The organism is Priestia sp. MDV22-iso46 (assembly GCF_058629175.1).
Genome location: NZ_JBZVWT010000001.1, coordinates 59,458 through 79,496, shown reverse-complemented (window position 1 = coordinate 79,496; position 20,039 = coordinate 59,458). Strand labels below are relative to the sequence as shown.

Sequence of the window (20,039 nt, the reverse complement as noted above, 5' to 3'; positions counted from 1 at the left end):
AGTTTTATAAAAAGAGAAGAAAGAAAATTATTTTTTAAAATACGTGTAGTTTATGATTTTATGCTACATTGAAAATAGCTATAAAAACACAAAGGAGTTTTTAAATGATACGAACGTTAGCTCTTAAGAACGATGACAAACTTGTGAAACATATACAATTAGATCAGATTCACGACCCCTCTATTCAGTACTATTGGATTGACTTTAACTGCCCTTCTGAAGAAGAAGCGCTGCTGCTTCAATCATCCTTTCACTTTCATCCGTTAGCGATTGAAGATTGCTTTCATTTTCTGCAGCGTCCAAAACTCGATTATTATGAAGGATACAGTTTTTTTGTCCTTCATTCGTTAAATCGTCAAACGTTAGAAGCTGAGGAAGTTGACCTTTTTATCGGCGAAAATTATATGGTTACTTTTCATTTTCACCCGTCAGCTGCAATTGATAAAGTATGGGAAAAGCTGCTTCATACACCTTCGATTCAAGAAAAAGGGATAAGCTATCTTGCGTATTCTGTGATGGATAAAGTGGTAGATGAATATTTCCCCACTGTATATCAGATTGAAGATGAGCTGAATGATATAGAAAACATAGATGCAAAAAAATCCATCTCTGTTTTAATGGAAGATGTATTCAAACTTCGAAGTGATTTGCTGAAAATCAGAAGAACCATTTTGCCTATGCGCGATTTATTGTACCGTGTTATAAATTCTGAACGCTTAGATGTTCATCCTGAACAAAAAAGGTATTTTAAAGATGTCTATGACCACTTATTAAAATTAGCCGATATGATTGAATCAAATCGGGAAATGACGTCTGATATGCGCGATAATTATCTTTCTCTTAATTCAAACCGGATGAATTCAATCATGATGACACTGACTGTTATTTCATCTATCTTTATTCCCCTTACCTTTATCGTTGGCGTATACGGAATGAATTTTGAAAATATGCCTGAGCTAAAGTGGCACTATGGCTATTTCTTTGTGCTTGGCTTCATGGGACTGATAACGCTTGGATTAATTCTATGGTTCAAGCGAAAAGGCTGGTTTAATACTGATAAAGAGTAGAAAGGTTGAGACATAACGAAATTAATCCAATGTAAAGACGAACAAATTGGGTAAGTGAGCTAGTGCTGTCAATTTCCGCGCAAGACTTCGTTTTCCGCGGGCGGCCGATGAGCCTCCTCGTTGCTTACGCTCCTGAGGGGTCTCACCTGTTCCGCTTTGCCCGCAGGAGTCTTCGCCTTGCCCTCCAATTAACAGCTATTACATACGGTAAATCTACGTTCACCATCATAATGAAAAAATCCGAACGAGTTGAATTCTCCGTTAAGAATCTCGATTGATTGTTTGGATCTTCCTTCAACGAAAATACGTCTGTCCCAGCTTCTTTTCTACGAGAAGATAACTAGTTATTTCCCGAAAATATCCATAAAATAACGTGCTTACGTTTCCTTTTTCTAAAAAGTTTCATAAGATAGTGAAAATAATGCTCAAAAAGGAGGCTGAAGTAGTGGATATTAAAGGCAAACACTTGCTAATGGATGCGTTCGAATGCGATGAAGTGATATTAAACGACCCCTCACTTTTAAGAAGAATTCTTGTTGAAGCTGCACTAGATGCAGAGATGGAAGTTTTGCACTGTTATTTTCACCAGTTTACGCCCCAAGGCATTACAGGCATTCTCGTATTAGCTACCTCTCACTTGTCTATTCATACGTGGCCGGAGGAAAACTACGCTTCATTAGATTTTTATACGTGCGGAGACAAAGAAATAATTGAAATTGGTTATGCGTTACTCAAGCAATTAGCTTCAAAAAAAGCTGTTGTGTATTCGATTTCTCGCGGAATTCAACACGCCGAAACTCCAACAAAAAATCGTCAGCATGCTGAAAGTACTCGTCTTCTCAATCGTGGAGATGACTCAGATCACGTTAGTCTAAAGCAACTCTTATCAGGCCAGCATGACATTTTGTTTCATCAAAAAAACCGTATTCAAGATATTCAGCTGATTAAAGCATCTGATATTCGAATGTATTTGGATGAACAGCTGCAATTTAGTTCATTGGATGAACATGCGTACCATGAAGCTCTTGTACACCCTATCTTTGCAGCTTCCTTACGTCCTCACCGCATTCTTATTCTAGGCGGTGGAGATGGTTTAGCTTTACGAGAAGTCCTTAAATATAAAGAAGTTAAAGAAATAGACCTTGTGGAAATAGATGCTGACGTTGTAAATGCTGCGATGAATGTAGAAGAATTAAAGAAGTTAAATCAACGCTCATTTGAAGATTCTCGTGTCACCGTTCATATTCAAGATGCTGTTGACTACCTCTCTTTGAATTCAGCGTGTTATGACATCATCATTATTGACTTTCCTGATCCTACCAACAAAAAAATAAGTACTCTTTATACAAAAGAATTTTACGCACTTCTCCAACGTTCACTATCGCGCAGCGGCTTGGTCGTATGTCAGTCAAATTCTCCTAGAGACACACCTATCGTTTTTTGGAGCATTAATAAGACGATGAAAGCTTCTCAGTTTTATACGTTGAGCTACCACACCATTATTCCTTCTTTTGGAGATTGGGGTTTTCACATCGGCTCGAAAACACCTTTGTCTGCCCCTATACTCTCTACTGATATTTTATATACTACGCTGCCATCAGACTTTACTAAGTTAATGCGTTTTTCTCCCCATTCTCTTTCTAAAAAACAGTTTGCAGTTGTGAACTCTGCTGAGCACTTGGTTCTGCATAAAATATTTAAAAAAGAAGGCTTATATTTGTAAAAAAGAAAGCTTGGCTTATACATTCCTTTTCTTTTGACATACTAAAACAGTCTCGTCACCACTGTGCAACAGAAAGGATTGTTATGAGAAAAATTTCGGTTTTTGTTATCTTAGTGCTAACTGTTATTTTCCCTTCCCCCGCTTTTAGCCAAGTGAAAGTGCCTGTCCTGATTTACCATTCTATTGATGCCTACACAGGCCATGGGGAAAAAGAACTGTATGTGACGCCTGAAAATTTTGAGAAACAACTTCTTTATCTTAAAAAGCAAGGATATACGCCGCTAACATTTGAAAAATGGCAGGAACTAAAGCGTGTGAAAAAACCTATATTTATTACATTTGACGATGGATATAAAAATAATCTTACTATCTTGCCTATTTTTCAAAGAGCAGCCAGCCCTCAATTTCATCCAGCGGCTACAATTTTTGTGATTTCAGATTTTATCGGCCGTCCCAACCGTTTGTCGCCAGCCGATTTAAAAAAATTTGTTGATTCAGGATTTTTTTCTATTCAGTCTCATACCGCTACTCATCCGGATTTAACTAAGACGAAAAATTTATCCTATGAGCTAGCTGATTCAAAACGAAAAATTGAAGCCATTACGAGCCAGCCCGTTATTGCTGTTGCTTACCCCTATGGAAAGGTCAATAGCCGCGTAGTGGAAGAAACAAAAAAAAATTATACATTTGGTCTTTCAACCATTCCAAAATTTTTTACTGAAAGCGGACAAAAGAATGAAAACTATCTTATTCCTCGTCTGTACGTCACGTATTCTACAACGATTGAAGATTTTGCTAAGCTATTAAAAGAAAGCTAAAAACCCTTTCCTTTTAAGGAAAGGGTTTTTAGAATTTTGTTATTTCCAGTCCTCGCTCTTGCTGCCATTCAGCATAAAAAACTTCGCTGTATTTTTTAATTTTCTTGATTGCAAGCTGTTTTTTTAACCATTTTTCATCTACGTTTGCTTCTTTCAAATTACCAGGCACTACTTTTCCATCCATGATTAAAGCAATAGGTAAATTGGTTTGAGAATAAGGGATGTTTAAATCATTTTTCGTTGGAGGGCCGAATTCGTGTTTAGGAGCGACGCTCACCTCTCCATTTGTTTCTAAAATGACGTATTCTGCTTCATACAGTGAAAAATACCCTTGCTGTCTCATTAGATGCTGAAGCTGATTCAAGTCCAAGTTGTTTTTCTTAAGCTCTTTATAAAGGATTTTCCCTTTATAAATAATCATTGAAGGCTTTCCTTCAAGAATTCCTCTAAACCCTGTAAAGGTTTGAGATAGCTTTGTCACTGCGTAGATCAGAAGCCCCCAAATCAAAACGCTATAAAGAATTTCAGTTAACTCTACTCCTTTTTCAAGAGCTGCATCCCCCACAATATTTCCCAGGACAAGCGTTGTAATAAAGTCAAACGGAGTGATTTGAGCAAACTGTGTCTTACCTAAAAGCTTCAGCATAATAAATAGCGCTAAAAATCCACATATCAGTTCAATCGCAATATCTTTATACATTGATACCCTTCCTCTATAGCAAGCATGTTATAGTATCAGTTTGTATCATATGTGAGAGTGATAAACCTGACTTTTGATTTTTCTTTTCTTCGTTCTCCAGTTATAGAACTTTTGATTAAACTTTTTTCTTATTTGCATAGGTTTCTAACGTTGCATATTGATTAAAAATGGATGCGGCTGATTTTTTCCCTACATATCTAAGGTGCCATGGTTCGTATTTATAGCCGGTAACCTGCTCTTCACCTTCAGGGTATCGAATAATGAATCCGTATTGATAGGCATTTTTTGAAAGCCAATGAGCTTCTGGTGTATCAGCGAAGCAGTCTGCTGCAGCACACATTCCACTTCCTCCCGTGACATCGATTGCTAGTCCCGTTTCGTGTTCACTTGTTCCAGGGTAGGCGCTATAGGTGCGTGCTTGTTCTTCACCGTCTCGCTTTGCATAAAATGCAAAAAGCTCTTTTTGACGCTCGTGAGATCGATAACCAGATACACCAAGTAAGCTGATTCCCTCTTTTTCAGCATCTCGGAAAAGTTCTTCAAGCGCTTGTGCCGCAGGCTTTCTAAGCATTCGTTTTTCTATTTTTTCGTTGAAGATAAACGGAACGTCGGCATAGACTAAATCAGAAGGCTGATAGGATTCAGGAAGCTGATGCTTTTTATTAACTAAAGCCGTAACCGATTCTGGATTGGCTATTACCACTGTTTCGTCTACATTAGATTTCGTTAAAGATGAAGAAGCTGATGAGCTTTCTAGTTTTTGAGCCTGTCCATTTTTTGTGAATTCTCTGGCAGACTTTGATGAAGAATTGCTTGTTCCGCACCCTGCTATCATCAGCGTAAAAGCTAAAGAACAAATAAATAAAAAGTATTTCATGATGTCTTACTCCTTTCAAACGGCTTTTGATGCGCTACAAAAGCCTATAAAGAAAGGATAAAATATAAATGTTTCTGTCTGTTATTCAGTTGTTTCAAACTTGTAAACACTCTTAAAAAAATTTAAGGTATAAAAAATAGAAATGAGGCTGAGACATAACGAAATGAACCCAACCCACAGACGAACAATCTGGATACACGATCTGGACTGCTTGCTCGAACGCTGTTGCTTTCCGTGCAAGGCTTCGCTTTCCGCGGGCGGCCGATGAGCCTCCTCGTCGCTTTCGCTCCTGCGGGGTCTCATCTGTTCCGCTGTTCCCGCAGGAGTCTTCGCCTTGCCCTCCAACCAACAGCTAGAAGCACCTGCGTTCACCATGATTATAAAAAAAACACGAACTATTTATCCATTTTTGATAGATAGTTCGTGTTTCACTTTAATGAAACTACTTTTGTCTCAGCCTCATTTTAAAAAGATAATATACGTATGAACTTGATTTTGCGTAAAGCTCGATGCAACTAGTTTATTTCCTGATTGACTCCAATCAAGCTGATCAGCGGCATAGTCTAAATTTACGTTTAGGTGTGTAACATCTCCTGTTAATCCATCTGCTATGAATATCCCTTTATCTCCCTCTTTTTCAGAAATAAAGTTATAAGCTAATTTCGAACCGTCGGGAGACCAGCTTACACCAAAAATTTGAGTGGACAGAGCAAGCTGAAAGGCCTCTGATCCTTTTAAATCTGTAATAGACAGCGTTCTCGTTTGGGCATCTTTTTGCTGAACGAGCGCTAATTGTTTTCCGTTTGGAGACGGGATAATAGAAACCACATTATCTCTGATTTTTTCAGGGTCCGTCTGTTCGTTATGAAGAAAAAAAAGCTGGTTGTTTACACCAATATAATAAATGCCACCTATTCCTTTAACTGCATCTAAGATTCGATCGTCTCTGTGCAACAGAGGTTCTACTTCTCCTTTTACATTTGCTTTAGAAAGCTTTCCTTCCATTGTAATAAACATTACTTCTGAATTATTAAGCCACTCTCCGCTTGATGGATAGAGAAGAACATTCTTTATTTTAACCGTTTTTTTTGTTTGAAGGTTCATTATATAACCAAATGTATCTTCACCTTTTGCTACTTTATAAAAAAGATATTCACCATTCGGAGAAAGCTTTGCCGCATGTTGAATTTCATTGCTTGGATGCAACACAAAAGTAGACTTGTTTTTTAGATTATAAGTGGCTAGATTCTGTGCATATACCTCTTTGGGACCGAAATCGTGCGAACGAAATTGTTTATTTTCTTTACTAACAATCATTGTGTTTTCGTTTAAAAATTGAAACGCCCTTACGCCGTTAATATCCTGAACGTCTTTCACTTCTATTTTTCCATCTTTATCTACTTGGTCCAATACAGTAATTTTCTTGTCGGGTTTTTCAACGGTTTCTCTATGGCTTTCTTCTTGTCCGCATGATGTTAAAATAAGAAAAGTGCTTGCTATACATATCATTAATCTATACCGTTTCAATAACGGTTCACTCCTTTTAGCTAACTCATTTCTCTGTTTTCAAAGGAAACGACACTTTGAAAATCGTCCATTTAGAATCAGAATGATGCAGCTTGATAACGCCTTTTTGCTTTTCAGTTAAATCTTTGGCTAATGCTAAGCCAAGGCCTGTACCTCCGGATAAACGCGACCGATCTTTATTTACGGTGAAAAATGGTTGAAATAATTTTTCTTCTGCTTCGGGTGGAATCCCTATCCCGGTGTTAGCTACATCTACAATAATAGAATTCTCTAAAGTATAAGACGTTACTTCCACTTTTCCGCCTGGTTCATTATATTTAATAGCATTGTCAATTAAATTGATAAAAATGTGTATTAAGCTTTCACGATCAGCCCAAACAACTGCTTCTTTTATATTTGTATGAAGAGTCAAATCAAATTTAGCTGCTTTTCCTTTCATACGATCGCATATGTCTTCTAGAAGCCGCTTCAATTCAACTTGCTCTGGCCGCTGCTCGAAATCATATTTCTCAAGCGCTGAAAGTTTTAAGATTTTATCTACCATTTCATGAAGGCGATTCGTTTCTTTACGAATATTTTGCACGCCGTCTTCCATAAGCTGAGGATCATCTCGATACATATCAAGTAAGTCAACATAAGCTTTGATCGATGTTAAAGGCGTCTTAAATTCGTGGCTGATGTTACCGATAAACTGCTTTTGCTGCTGTTCAAGAGACTGCAGTTTCGAAATAGCGAACTCAAGCTTTCTTTTTTCTTCATTCATTTGATCGATATTTTTTTCAATCGACGTACTCATAAAAAACAAGCCTTGACTGAGCTCCCCGAGTTCATCGCGCCGTTTGAACGGCAGGTCGGTTAAATAACGACCTTTTCGAATCTGCTGTGAAGTTTTTTGAAGGCTAGCAATAAGCGAAGCAATACGGTAAAAATAAGCGTAGCCAATTAAAAAAGCTGCTGCTGCTGCAATCGTTCCCCAAGTACGAAATAGGTGTCTAATGTCAGCTATAAACTGCTGATTATTTTTTAGGGAATGGTCAAAACGAATGGCTCCAATAAATTGATTATCGATTGACACAGGTGCAAAGTAAATAAGGGAAGAACCCGAGATTTGATAAGCTATTTTTCCTTTCAAAGCATAGCTAAGCGTGTCAGAAACATCCACATCTTTTTGGCCGATGGGAATAGAGCTTCCTGCTTCCTGTCCTTTTTGATTATATAGGACTGTTTGCATTCCGCTTTGTGATGCAATCGAAGAGGCAAGACGCTGTCCTTTTTGCTGAAGAAAAGAATCTGTATTCAGAGACGTGTCACCGGTTACATAACTTTGACGAATCGTTTGCTCGGCTGCTTTGCTTTTTTGAATAAGTTCACTTTCTAGCTGATCACGCTGATTTGTCTCAATTCCTTTTAACACAAGTACGCTCAGTACGGTTACTGTTAAAATAATTAAAAAAGCAAGAACGAGTCCCATTTTAGCTTTTAGGCTGATTTTCATTCATTGATCCCTGCTGTCGCTTTATATCCAACGCCATATACCGTTTGAAGCAAATAAGGTTCTGCTTCTCCTACTTTTTTTCGAAGGCGCTGCATGTGAATGTCTACCGTACGTGTACCGCCTGCATAATCCATTCCCCAGACAAGATCTAGTAAATCTTCTCGTGTGTACACTCTCTCTAAATTGGCAAGTAATAAAGCAATAAGATCAAACTCCTTTGGTGTAAGCTTTACTAAATCATTGGCAACATGTAACGTGCGCTGAATTAAGTTCACCTTCACTTTTCCTACCGTGATTTCTCCCACAGCTTCAGGAGCTTCATTTTTTTCCATTCGCCGAACAAGTGCTTTAGCTCTAGCTACAAGTTCTCTTACATCAAACGGCTTGGTCATGTAATCATCTGCGCCTAACTCTAAACCTAGAACTTTATCGACGATGTCATTTTTAACCGTTAACAAGATAATCCCCATTCCTCTTCGATTCTCAAGTTTTCGGCATACTTCATAGCCGGTTAATTTGGGCATCATCACATCTAATATCATCACATCAGGTCGAAAGCTTTTTACTTTTTCAAGCGCTTCTTCACCGTCAGATGCTGTGTCTACAATATATCCTTCGCGCTTGAAAGCATAGGATACCGCTGTAGCAATACTTTTTTCATCATCAACTACTAAAATCCTTTTATTCAATGTATCACGTACTTTCATTTGATATTTCTATTCGTCTATCTTATCAAACAGCTTTCCCAAAAACATCTCCAAGTTGTTTCGAAATTGTAAACAAAAATAAAAACACCATATAAGATGGCGTTTTTTTAGATCTAATATTCATTTGTAAAAGGAAGGATTTTATGCGTATTCAAATATTGATGAAGCAGATCTATTCGCTGCTCGCTGCTAATAAAACCAATGTATCCGTCCGGTCTAATAACGTATAGAGCATCTTTTTGAAGCCCTGCTTTCTTCAAGTAAGGGTTCCAAGAAAACTCGTGCAAGGAGAAGCCTTTTTCTTGCATGCTCTTTTTTAGCTTCTCTGCTGCTGTTCCATAGACATGTATTTGCCAGTTTAATGACTGTAAATATTCAAAATTTCCTTCTACATAAGGTAACCGATCACCACTTTGCACCTTTGTCCCTTGCCCGCTGCTTAGGTTACTATTTCGATACTTAATGCGGATTTGAGATAAAATCGTAAATGCTTTGTGACGGGGATAAGGGAAACGAAATAAAAAGGATAGTACAGGCGGAAAGATATGCTTTCTAAAAAATTGACTCGTTTTATCTCGTGCCACCATTCGCTTAAAAGCGCGATCAGTTGTATTTACAAGCAGCTCTGCAAAAGGCAACCTTTCTTCTTCGTATGTATCTAATATGGAAAGTGCCGCTTTGTGTTGAAGGACAGCTGCTAATTTCCATGAAAGGTTGATTGCATCTCCAATTCCTGTGTTCATTCCTTGTCCGCCTGCAGGACTATGAATATGGGCTGCATCTCCACTTAGAAAAGTACGCCCCTGTCGGAAACGGCTTGCTACTCTGTGATGGATATGATATGTCGAGAACCAATTTATACCCTCAACCTGAGCACCAAATGTTTGTTGAAGAAAAGCGTGAATGTTTTCAGCTTTTACATCGTTTTGATCCCCAAAAGCTGAAGGAATAATGCCGATCATTCGATACGTTCCTTTACTTCTAACAGGCATACAAATCAAAAATTCTTCATTGCTAAATGAAATACTGATTTTTTGATTCTTCATCATTTCACCAGAGCCTTCAACATCCATCACATAAAAATGCTGTTTATATTTTTCTCCTTTAAATTCTATCTTCATTTGTTTCCGAACTGTACTGTGTGCTCCGTCACATCCACAAATATACTTAAAATAAGCGGTTTCCTCTTGCTGGGCTTTTAATAAAGTTTTTACCCCTTCTCCGTGTTCAGCTAGAGATAGTAACTCCGTCTTCCATTCTACTTCAATCCCAAGGTTTTTTAATTTTTTAAGTAGAAACCGCTCGTGGTCGTCCTGTGGAAATGTAAGAACAAAAGGAAAAGGACTTAATCCTTCTCCTAAAGATCCTAGATGAACTTTTGCTTTTATTTTATTCTTTACTCGGACGTATACATCTTCCATCTTAATCCCGTGGTCTATGACTTCATCTACAAAACCGAACTGCTGATAAAATTCAAGGGTTCGCGGTAAAATAGCCATTGCCCGGGAGGCTTGCCCAGGCCCGTCGCTTCTATCAATAATTCGAAAAGGAATGTTATGTCTGGCTAAATTGTAGGCCATAACGAGGCCAGTAGGGCCGGCACCAACGATTAGGATTTGTGGATTCATCATCATCTCTCCTTTTCATTCAGTTACAGTATCTTTTATATTGAGTGAGACTTCTCTTTTTTTACAGAAGATGCAGGTAAAGCAGAAGCAAACACAGCACATAAACTTATTAAAGAGATAAGAGCTAGAGCAGATACAGAATGATTCCATGTCAGATGTTCTCCAAAGAAAAATAGTTCTCGTACGCCATCTACCATAAACCTCATTGGTAGCCATGGATCAATCCACTCTCTATAAAAATCAGGCATAATCTCTGGGGCCATTGAAAGCAAAGGTGCGCCAAAAAATAGAATAATAACGAAAATCGGAAGTCCCTTTAGTCCTAGCCATGAAAGTACGGCTGATATCAGAGTGAAAAAACTGAAGTAAGCAATAGCTAAGAATAGTGCTGTATCTAAAAATGAAGGAACAGTAATTCCAACCATTTCAGCCAGCCACGCTAGCCCGAAACCTGCAGCTAAAGCAAGTATACCCCCGATGATTACGAACCCTACTTGGTTAACGATTTTCTCTTTACGAGAAGAAAACGTGATTTTTTTGATAGCGAGAAATACAACTGCTGCCCCTGCTATACTCGCCATCCACAGCGGCTGAAATAATGAAACGGGGGCATTTCCGTTGACACTATGAGTCCCTGTTTCGTTTACGTTTATAACTGTTTTTTGAATCGGTGCAGCGAGTGCTAATGCTTGGTTTGCACTTAGTTGCGTTCCGTTTTGTTCAAATCTTTTTACTATCTGCAAGCGCATATTTTCATTCATCTTATCAACTGCTCCGTTTAGCACCTGACTTGCTATTGTTGAAGCAGCTGTATTCATTCCTTGATTCACTAATAATCTAATAGCGGGTGCATTCGGCTGAGCCGTCTGAAGAGTCGCCTGTTTTTTGGTGAAATCTTTTGGAATGATAAGCGCCCCATAGTATTTTTGATTATTTAATCCTTTTTCAACTTCTTTAGTAGTTGATACAAAAATCCATTTAACCGAAGACTGTTCAGTGCTTGAACTCTTCATATTTTGTTTTATTTGATCTCCTATATTTACCTTACCCTTTGCTGGAACTGTCATTCCTTCGTCGGCATTTACGAATGCGATTGGCAAATTCTTAGGTGCTTGGTTTACTGAAGGAATTAACGTTAGGATAAAAATGAAAATAACTGCTACCACTATAATTGGTGAAAAGTATATACGTTTTTGGTGAACTAATTTCATATAAACGTCCCCTTTTCATTTTAAAGATATGGACTTTGACGAAAGAAAAAAATAATGTACATGCTGTTGATTAGTGATCACTATGTAAATTATAATAAATTCACCTGCATTCTCAATATGCAATAATCGTAAGAATGTTGCTTACTTAACACAAAGCATATAACTGTTCATTATTAAAGAAAAAAAGTAGGTGTTTAAAAGCTGTGGGTAATTCAAAAACAGATCGCCGAATTATTCGAACGAAAAGATTCATTCGAGATGCTTTAACAGAATTGATGGAAGAGAAAGGGTTTGAAGGAGTAACGGTCAGAGATCTGACAAAAAAAGCGGATATTAATCGTGGAACCTTTTATTTACACTACCAAGACAAATACGATTTACTTGAAAAAAGCGAAAATGAAGTTATTCAAGAGATACAAGAATTTATCAAGAAAGCAAATCCCAATGAGATTGTGTCTGCTAATTTGCAAGAACAGCCTTTACCGTTTATCATCGCACTTTTTGAGTATATTCAAGAAAATGCGCGTTTTATGCAGGTTATGCTTGGTCCAAAAGGGAATCCTGGATTTTATCTTAAAATTAAAGAAGTCATGAAAACCAATATGCTAGAAAAATTAAAGCTCATTGATAATAAAATATCTCCGCTTGTTCCACTTGAATATTTAATGTCTTACGTAACGTCAGCGCATCTTGGAGTCATTCAGCACTGGTTAGAACAAGATATGAAGCAGTCACCGCGAGAAATGGCCCTGACACTCGCTAGCATGACTTTTCTAGGTCCTGCTTATATTGCAGGCATTAAACGAACATAAAAAGAACCTGCTATTCTCTAAGAGAATAGCAGGTTCTTTTTATTAACCTTCTAGTAATAAAGATTCTGGATCTTCTAATAGTTCTTTAACAGTAGCTAGGAAGCTTACGGCTTCTTTGCCGTCAACGATACGGTGATCGTAAGAAAGTGCAATGTACATCATCGGACGATTTTCGATACGCTCTTCATCAATTGCTACCGGACGAAGCTGAACTTTGTGCATTCCTAAAATACCAACTTGAGGCCCGTTTAAAATTGGTGTAGACATTAATGAACCGAATACGCCGCCGTTTGTAATTGTGAACGTTCCACCTTGTAAATCTTTTAATGATAATTTGTTGTCGCGCGCTTTTTTCGCTAAATCAACGATAGATCCTTCGATACCAGCGAATGTTTTGCGGTCAGCATCACGTACAACTGGAACAACAAGACCGTCTGGAGCTGACACAGCAATACCGATATCATAGAATTTTTTAATTAATAACTCGTTTCCTTGAATTTCAGCATTTAATAATGGATACTTTTTAAGTGCTGCTACTACTGCTTTTGTAAAGAATGACATAAAGCCAAGTCTTACGTCGTGCTGTTCAAAGAATTTGTCTTTGCGTCGTTTGCGAAGAGCCATAACAGCAGTCATGTCTACTTCGTTAAACGTTGTTAGCATAGCCGCTGTTTGCTGAACTTCAACAAGACGTTTGGCAATTGTTTGACGACGACGTGACATACGTTCGCGTTCAACAGGTTTGTCGCTATTTTCACTTGCCGCTGGAGACGGAGATACCGGGTTAGCTGGCTTACTTGCTTGTGCCTGCTGCTTTTGCTCATTTGATTTTTGGTCTGCATACGAATCAATATCATGTTTGCGCACACGGCCAAGAGGATCAGTAGTTGGCACTTGATCTAGCTTAATCCCGCGTTCTCTTGCTGCTTTACGAGCTGCAGGAGAAGCAATTAGCCATTGTTTTTGATTTCCTTGCTGAGGCGCTTCAGCTGCTGGCGCTACTTCTTCAACAGTTTTTTGCTGAGCTGGAGCCGCCTCTTGCTTTGGTGCTTCCTCTGCTGGTTTTTCTTCAGCTTTTGGTGCTGCTGGTGCTGAAGCTCCTTCTTTCGCTTCAAGACGTGCAATTGTTTCACCAACTTGCACTGTGTCGCCTTCGCCAGCAAGAAGTTCCGTTAACACACCAGAGTCTTCAGCTGTAATTTCAACGTTAACTTTATCTGTTTCAAGTTCAACGATATAATCGCCTTTTTCAACGAAATCTCCTACTTGTTTTAGCCACTGTGCAACTGTTCCTTCAGAAATTGATTCTGCTAATTCCGGTACTTTAATCTCTCCCATGGTTCATTCCCCTTCCTTATCGTGTAACAACGTCGTTAGCAATTTCATTTTTAGTTAATGCATCTTGTAAAATACGTTCTTGTTCTTGTCTGTGAACTGTTGGATCTCCTTCAGCTGGACTTGAACGTCTTGTGCGGCCGATGTAGTCAACCGTAGCTCCTTCTGGTGCTACTTCACGCAGTCGATCTTCTACATAGTTCCATGCGCCCATGTTTTCCGGCTCTTCTTGTAACCAGACAATCTCTTTTAAATTTTTATAGCGAGCAAAGATTTCAGCAATTACGCGTCTTGGGAACGGATAAATTTGTTCTAGACGAAGGACGTGTAGCCAATCTTTATCATCTTTTGCTTTGTTTAAGCGTTCCGTTAATTCACTGCTGATTTTTCCGCTGCACAGAACGATTCGTTCAACTGCATCTTCTTTTTTGCCTAATCCAGGCTGTTCTACTACTAAGCGGAAAGAGCCTTTTGTAAACTCTTCAAGGTTTGACACACTAAAAGCATTACGAAGCAAACTTTTTGGTGTCATAACTACTAGCGGTCTTACTTCTTCGCGCTGTAAAATGGCAGCTTGTCGTCGAAGTAAGTGGAAATATTGTGCAGCGCTTGTTACGTTTGCGATTGTCCAGTTGTTTTCTCCAGCTAGCTGTAAATAACGTTCTAGACGAGCGCTTGAGTGTTCTGGCCCTTGACCTTCATGGCCGTGTGGCAGCAATAAAACCATTCCAGATTTTTGTCCCCACTTAGCACGGCCTGCTGCAATAAACTGGTCAATAATAACTTGGCCTGCATTGGCAAAATCACCGAACTGTGCTTCCCAAAGAACGAGCGTTTCAGGAGCAAATACATTATAGCCGTATTCAAATCCAAGCACGGATCCTTCAGATAATGGACTGTTACGAATATCAAAGGAAGCGCTTACGTTCTTCATTGCGTGTAGTGGTGAGTAAACATCCCCTGTCTTATGATCATGAAGAACAAGATGTCTATGTGCAAACGTACCACGTTCAGAGTCCTGGCCTGTAATACGAATTGGCGTGCCGTCTCTTAAAATCGTAGCAAATGCAAATGCTTCACCCAATGACCAATCTACGCTTTCATTTTCTTCAAACGCTTTGGCACGTTTAGATAAGATGCGATCAAGTTTTGGAAATACGTTAAATCCTTCAGGGTATTTCACTAGCTCTTGATTTACTTCAAACAGCTCTTCTTTTGTAACAGATGTATCAATATCTGAAATTCCTTTGAAGACTGCTTGTGGCATTTCCATGATTCTATGTTGCTTTTCAGCTTTTGGCGGTACTTTCTCATAAGCTGCTTTTAACTTCGCTTGTAACTCTTCATTAATTTGATCTGCTTGGCCGCTTTGAATCACGTTTTGTTCTTCAAGCTGCTTTGCATACATAGCACGAACGGTTGGACGTTTTGTCACAATTTCATACATCTTCGGCTGCGTTACAGACGGTTCATCCATTTCATTGTGGCCAAATCGACGGTATCCAATTAAATCAATCAAGAAATCTTTGTTAAAGCGTCTGCGATACTCATAAGCAAAGTAAGCAGCAGCTAAACAGGCTTCCGGATCATCCGCATTTACGTGAACAATTGGAATTTCAAACCCTTTTGCTAAGTCACTTGCATATTTCGTTGAACGAGAATCGACGCTTTCTGTTGTAAATCCAATCATGTTGTTAGCAATAATGTGGATTGTTCCACCTGTTTGATAACCAGTCAATTGATTTAGGTTCAGCGTTTCTTGTACAATACCTTCACCAGGGAACGCAGCATCTCCGTGAATTAAAATCGCGAACGATTTTTTTACATCTTGTTTTGGGTATCCATTCACATCACGCTCATCTTGAGCCGCTCTTGTAAACCCTTCCACAACCGGATTAACAAACTCCAAGTGACTCGGGTTGCTAGCCAATGTCAAACGAGCTCGAACTGTGTTCTCTGCTTTAATTTGTTTGTCGGCACCCAGGTGATATTTTACGTCTCCCGTCCAGCCGTAGTTGATACCGATTGAACCTTCTGAAGGAACTAATTCCTTGTTAGGTGCATGCTGGAATTCTGCAAAAATCATTTCATACGGCTTGCCTAATACGTGTGCCAATACATTTAAGCGTCCACGATGAGCCATACCGATATTAACCGTTTTTGGGCTTGTTTCCACTGAGCGTGCAATCAGTTCATCTACAAGTGGAATTAACATATCTACGCCTTCAATAGAAAAGCGTTTTTGTCCGACAAATGTACGGTGTAAAAATTGTTCAAAGCCTTCTACTTCTGTTAAACGCTTCAATACAGAAGTTCTTTTCTCATTTGAAAGAGGTTGGAAAATAGTACCTGACTCGACCATATCAGTCAGCCACTTATTCTCTTCCATGTTATGTACGTGATGGAATTCAAACGCAATGGTTTTTGTGTAGACATCTGTTAAATAGTTAATTGCATCTAAACCATTTTTGACGTGTGATGGCGCATTCGTACATAAAATATCAACCGGAATTGATTTTAAATCTTCTTGCGTTAAATTGTAATCTTCCAAGTGAAGCAAGACAGGATCTTTCTTCTCGCTTTCAAGAGGCTTAATTGATGCGTATAGATGACCATAAGCACGGATATTTTCCGCTAGCTTAATAGCCGATGCAATTTTAGATGTGTTAGCTGAAGGTGCAGCCTGTGCGTATTCAGCTTGCTGAACTTGCTCACTTTCGTTTAATGGAGGAGCACCCCAATAATCAAATAATTCTTTTAACTCTGGATCTACTAGATCTGACTGCTCTTCATATAACTCATACTGTTCTAATACATAGCCATAGTTCGGACCCAAAAATCCTTGCCAAGGCTCCCCTCTATTCGACGTTTCGTTACCCATGATAAAACCCCCAACGAGTTATAATAATTGTCGTACTCAACAATCTTTCCATTTTGAATGTCGATTACCTTATCGTCTGACATCTTTACAACGAGTGATAAATCTCACTGCGTGTGTATCTGATATCTGCTTATATTTTACCACTCTTTTACTCGTCAATCAAAATGAAATCGCTATATTTCTTTAATTTTTTTTACTTTTTTAATAGTCTTACTACTTTTTGAAAGCGTTTTATAAGTAAAGCTGATTAAAGGTCGAATCAGGTGTTAATTAATTGTTATTGACCTAGCTTTTGGCAAAATTAAATTGCTTGAAATATATTTTATGACCATTAAAAAAAAGAAGCAGCGTTTTGCTTCTTTTTTTAAAACTCATCTACGATTTTTTCAACGTCTTCAAAATAACCATCATCTACTTCTGTAAGCTTGTTGCTTTTCGCCGCTTCGAGTAAATGAGTGAACCAAGTTAGTTCTACTTTCAAATGCATAATCGTGCGCATAATGATCGACAGATTTGCAATGGAATGATCCACCTTTTTAACTTGGTACAAATTTTGCATTTTTTCTAAATAAGCTGCCGTTTCCTCAATCTTTTTTTCTAAAGCAGAAGCCACTTTTTCTTGATCCACGTAAGAAGTAAATGAAAGCGCAGCATAAACTGGTCTATGCATATGCTCTTTTTTTAATAGCTGTTCAAAATAAAGGCGCTCAAATTCTTCTCTTCCTGCATCCGTGATAGAATAAACGGTCTTTTCAGGTCTGTTTGTCTCTCGAATCACATCGACTACTTTCACCAGCTGATTTTTTTCAAGCGTATCAAAAGCATAATATAAAGAGCCGCTTGCAAGTTTAATATAGTGCTTCATTTGTCTTTCATTAATGGTTTGCTGAATCTCATAAGGGTGCTTATTTCCTTCCATTAATAAACCCAATATGACTAATTTAACACTCATAACACCTTTCACCTCTTGACATGCATCTTATTTAGTAATAAAAGCACGAACATCTTCGTGCTTTTTCTATTTTTGAGCTGCAGGTTCCTTAGCTTCTACCCGCTTTTTAGGGGGAACTTCCACTCGTTCATTTCCCATTAAAAAGACAGTAATGATAGCTACTGCAATTGGAATAAGAGCAAGCATAAATGCATACGTGATCGATGTAGACATAGCATCAACAATCTTATCTAATATTTGAGGCGGAATGCTGTTTCGGGCACTTGATTGAAAAACTGCACTCGGATCTCCTATTTGAGAAAATGCTCCTTGTGATCCATTTTCCATACCTTGAAAATTGCGCTGCAGCTCATTTGTAAATGTATTGCTTTGAATCGTTCCAAAAATCGTAACTCCAAGCGTCATGCCTAAAGAACGCGCAAATGAGTTCGTTGAGTTGGCAGAACCTCTAAACTGTGGATCCAGCTTATGCGTTGACGAAGTTGGTAAAAGAGAAAAGCTAAATCCTACGCCAAACCCAGTCAAAATCATGAATACCGTTAGCATCCAACGAGGTGTATCAGGTTCCATTGTTCCTAATAAAAACATTCCTACTGCAAATGAAAAAACGGACATAATCATTAAGTTTCGAAAGCTTGTTTTTGTGAGAAAAATCCCGCCGATAGCACTTCCTGCTACCGAGCCTAACATCATAGGAGTTAAAATTAAACCTGCATTTGTAGCAGAACCTCCATACACAGCTTGAACGAAAATAGGAATAAATACCGTTAAAATAATAAACGTTGCTCCGTATAAGAAAGCGAGAGTTTGTGATGTTGCAAATAAACGGCGTTTGAACATCCAAAATGAAATAATCGGCTCTTGCGCGCGTTTTTCCACAAAAAAGAAGAGTGATAGCGCCACAGCAAAGATAGCAAAAAGAGATAAAATTTGCGGAGAAGACCAATCGTACTCTTTCCCTCCAAGTTCAAGAGCAAACATTAAACTAACTACTGAAATTACAAGAGTGGCTGCACCAGCCCAGTCAATTTTTTGTTTTTTATGACTTGTTGATTCTTTATAAAAGCGCACAATAAAAAATAACGATAAAAGTCCAATCGGCACGTTCACGTAAAACACCCAGTGCCAGCTGATGTATTCCGTAATGTATGCACCAAGAAGCGGACCAAATACACTTGCTGAGCCAAAAACGGCACCTAATAATCCCGTCATTTTCCCGCGTTTTTCGGGAGGGAAAATATCAAATACAATGGTAAAAGCAATCGGAAGAAGCGCTCCTCCTCCAATTCCTTGAATCGCCCGGTAAATACTTAGCTGCACAATGCTTTGCGCTAGGCCACACAATGCAGATCCAAGTAAAAATACCGTCAATCCAAAAATAAAAAACCGTTTACGGCCGTACATATCAGACAGTTTACCAAATATCGGCATACCTGCCATCACGGCAACCATATAGGCGGACGTAACCCAAACAAACTTATCTAACCCACCTAGATCAGAAATGATTTTCCCCATAGCCGTCGCTACGATGGTATTATCCATGGCTGACATAAAAATACCGAGCAGCAATCCTGCTACGATAAAACGAATATTTTTTTCTGATGAAACCATTTCAGTTCCTCCTTTCGCGTCATCTTTTTGATGAACAGAAATGATAGCTACTTAAATTATTATATTCAAATTTGAGTATTTTACAATCTTAAATGTGCTTTTTTTAGAAATAAACATAAGAAAAGCGTAATGGGTCCATTACGCTTTTACTGTGAGCTGAGGCTCTAATTTAATCTCAACATTTCCTTGAATTGCTCTTGAAATCATACAGGATGTTTCTGCTTTTTTTATAAGTCGATTGATTTTTTCTTCTTGAGCCGCAAATTCAGATGTGATGATAACATGAGGTTTATGAATAATTTTTTCGTATGTGAATACACCATTCGTCACGTCCACAATAGCTTCTGATTCCATCGTTAAAGCCTCTTGACGGATTCCGCTTCTTTCGAACATCGCTGCAAGCGTGATGATGTAGCACGTGGCTGCTGCCCCTAGGAGCATTTCATCTGGATTTGTTCCCACTCCTGGCCCGTCCATTTCTGGCGGAATGGAAATTTTTGTTTTTAATTGTCCTGATTCAATTGTACCTACTTCATTTCGGCCTCCTGGCCAATTTGCTTGCAAATGAAAGTGATGTTTTGCCATAGTTTATCCTTCTTTCTTCTATATAATGATGTGTACCTAGCGTACCCTTTTTATGTATAAAATAAAAATGTTCTGCTTGTCACAGCAAAAAGACTGCTAAACGGTGCAGT

General features: G+C 38.5%; 17 protein-coding genes. 4 read left to right on the top strand and 13 right to left on the bottom strand.

The genetic code is table 11. From position 1 onward, the window contains the following. The first annotated feature begins 104 nt into the window (after positions 1–104). From corA to AC4NPH_RS00390, 3 genes are all read left to right on the top strand, one after another. A complete protein-coding gene (gene corA / locus AC4NPH_RS00400) occupies positions 105–1,067 on the top strand; it encodes a magnesium/cobalt transporter CorA (protein WP_013057582.1) in 963 nt (320 codons plus the stop codon). 445 nt (positions 1,068–1,512) lie between these two features. Then, complete coding sequence (locus AC4NPH_RS00395; protein ID WP_063671911.1) at positions 1,513–2,790, top strand: polyamine aminopropyltransferase; 1,278 nt, start codon at positions 1,513–1,515, stop codon at positions 2,788–2,790. An 83-nt stretch (positions 2,791–2,873) separates the two neighbouring features. After that, on the top strand, positions 2,874–3,608 hold the full coding sequence (locus AC4NPH_RS00390) for a polysaccharide deacetylase family protein (RefSeq protein WP_029322475.1): 735 nt from the start codon (positions 2,874–2,876) through the stop codon (positions 3,606–3,608). A gap of 28 nt (positions 3,609–3,636) precedes the next feature. Here AC4NPH_RS00390 and AC4NPH_RS00385 read toward each other — a convergent pair whose 3' ends face one another. From AC4NPH_RS00385 to AC4NPH_RS00350, 8 genes are all read right to left on the bottom strand, one after another. Further along, positions 3,637–4,308 carry a DUF421 domain-containing protein gene (locus AC4NPH_RS00385; protein WP_013057585.1) on the bottom strand — a complete coding sequence of 224 codons (672 nt, stop codon included), beginning with the start codon at positions 4,306–4,308 and terminating at the stop codon, positions 3,637–3,639. A gap of 115 nt (positions 4,309–4,423) precedes the next feature. Next, positions 4,424–5,185, bottom strand: coding sequence for a M15 family metallopeptidase (locus AC4NPH_RS00380; RefSeq protein ID WP_475843857.1), 762 nt, complete (start codon positions 5,183–5,185; stop codon positions 4,424–4,426). A gap of 112 nt (positions 5,186–5,297) precedes the next feature. Next, positions 5,298–5,534 carry a hypothetical protein gene (locus AC4NPH_RS00375; protein ID WP_029322480.1) on the bottom strand — a complete coding sequence of 79 codons (237 nt, stop codon included), beginning with the start codon at positions 5,532–5,534 and terminating at the stop codon, positions 5,298–5,300. Positions 5,535–5,644: 110 nt separating this feature from the next. Further along, a complete protein-coding gene (locus AC4NPH_RS00370) occupies positions 5,645–6,712 on the bottom strand; it encodes a TolB family protein (RefSeq protein WP_013057587.1) in 1,068 nt (355 codons plus the stop codon). Positions 6,713–6,737: 25 nt separating this feature from the next. Continuing rightward, the gene (locus AC4NPH_RS00365; RefSeq protein ID WP_013057588.1) at positions 6,738–8,207 is read right to left on the bottom strand and encodes a sensor histidine kinase; all 1,470 of its coding nucleotides are present in this window, start codon (positions 8,205–8,207) and stop codon (positions 6,738–6,740) included. Further along, positions 8,204–8,896 (bottom strand): response regulator transcription factor, encoded by a 693-nt coding sequence (locus AC4NPH_RS00360; RefSeq protein WP_057274127.1) that lies wholly within the window; start codon positions 8,894–8,896, stop codon positions 8,204–8,206. The genes AC4NPH_RS00365 and AC4NPH_RS00360 overlap by 4 nt, the downstream gene beginning before the upstream one ends. Before the next feature lie 131 nt (positions 8,897–9,027). Beyond that, entirely contained in the window at positions 9,028–10,542 is a 1,515-nt protein-coding gene (locus AC4NPH_RS00355) for an FAD-dependent monooxygenase (RefSeq protein ID WP_240530785.1), read from the bottom strand. A 35-nt stretch (positions 10,543–10,577) separates the two neighbouring features. Beyond that, on the bottom strand, positions 10,578–11,753 hold the full coding sequence (locus tag AC4NPH_RS00350) for a YhgE/Pip domain-containing protein (protein ID WP_098196658.1): 1,176 nt from the start codon (positions 11,751–11,753) through the stop codon (positions 10,578–10,580). Positions 11,754–11,956: 203 nt separating this feature from the next. On the opposite strand from AC4NPH_RS00350, the gene AC4NPH_RS00345 reads away from it, so the two are divergent. Further along, positions 11,957–12,565, top strand: a complete 609-nt coding sequence (locus AC4NPH_RS00345) for a TetR/AcrR family transcriptional regulator (protein ID WP_013057592.1) — start codon at positions 11,957–11,959, stop codon at positions 12,563–12,565. A gap of 42 nt (positions 12,566–12,607) precedes the next feature. On the opposite strand, the gene odhB is transcribed toward AC4NPH_RS00345, so the two are convergent. From odhB to AC4NPH_RS00320, 5 genes are all read right to left on the bottom strand, one after another. Further along, a complete protein-coding gene (gene odhB, locus AC4NPH_RS00340; protein WP_029322499.1) occupies positions 12,608–13,903 on the bottom strand; it encodes a 2-oxoglutarate dehydrogenase complex dihydrolipoyllysine-residue succinyltransferase in 1,296 nt (431 codons plus the stop codon). Positions 13,904–13,919: 16 nt separating this feature from the next. Next, positions 13,920–16,781, bottom strand: coding sequence for a 2-oxoglutarate dehydrogenase E1 component (sucA, locus tag AC4NPH_RS00335; RefSeq protein ID WP_491938528.1), 2,862 nt, complete (start codon positions 16,779–16,781; stop codon positions 13,920–13,922). 364 nt (positions 16,782–17,145) lie between these two features. Further along, complete coding sequence (locus AC4NPH_RS00330; RefSeq protein ID WP_013057595.1) at positions 17,146–17,733, bottom strand: PadR family transcriptional regulator; 588 nt, start codon at positions 17,731–17,733, stop codon at positions 17,146–17,148. Between the two features lie 66 nt (positions 17,734–17,799). Next, complete coding sequence (locus tag AC4NPH_RS00325; RefSeq protein ID WP_429582211.1) at positions 17,800–19,344, bottom strand: MDR family MFS transporter; 1,545 nt, start codon at positions 19,342–19,344, stop codon at positions 17,800–17,802. Positions 19,345–19,482: 138 nt separating this feature from the next. Continuing rightward, positions 19,483–19,929: an OsmC family protein gene (locus AC4NPH_RS00320; protein ID WP_013057597.1), complete on the bottom strand. Its 447-nt coding sequence runs from the start codon at positions 19,927–19,929 to the stop codon at positions 19,483–19,485. Positions 19,930–20,039: the final 110 nt, after the last annotated feature.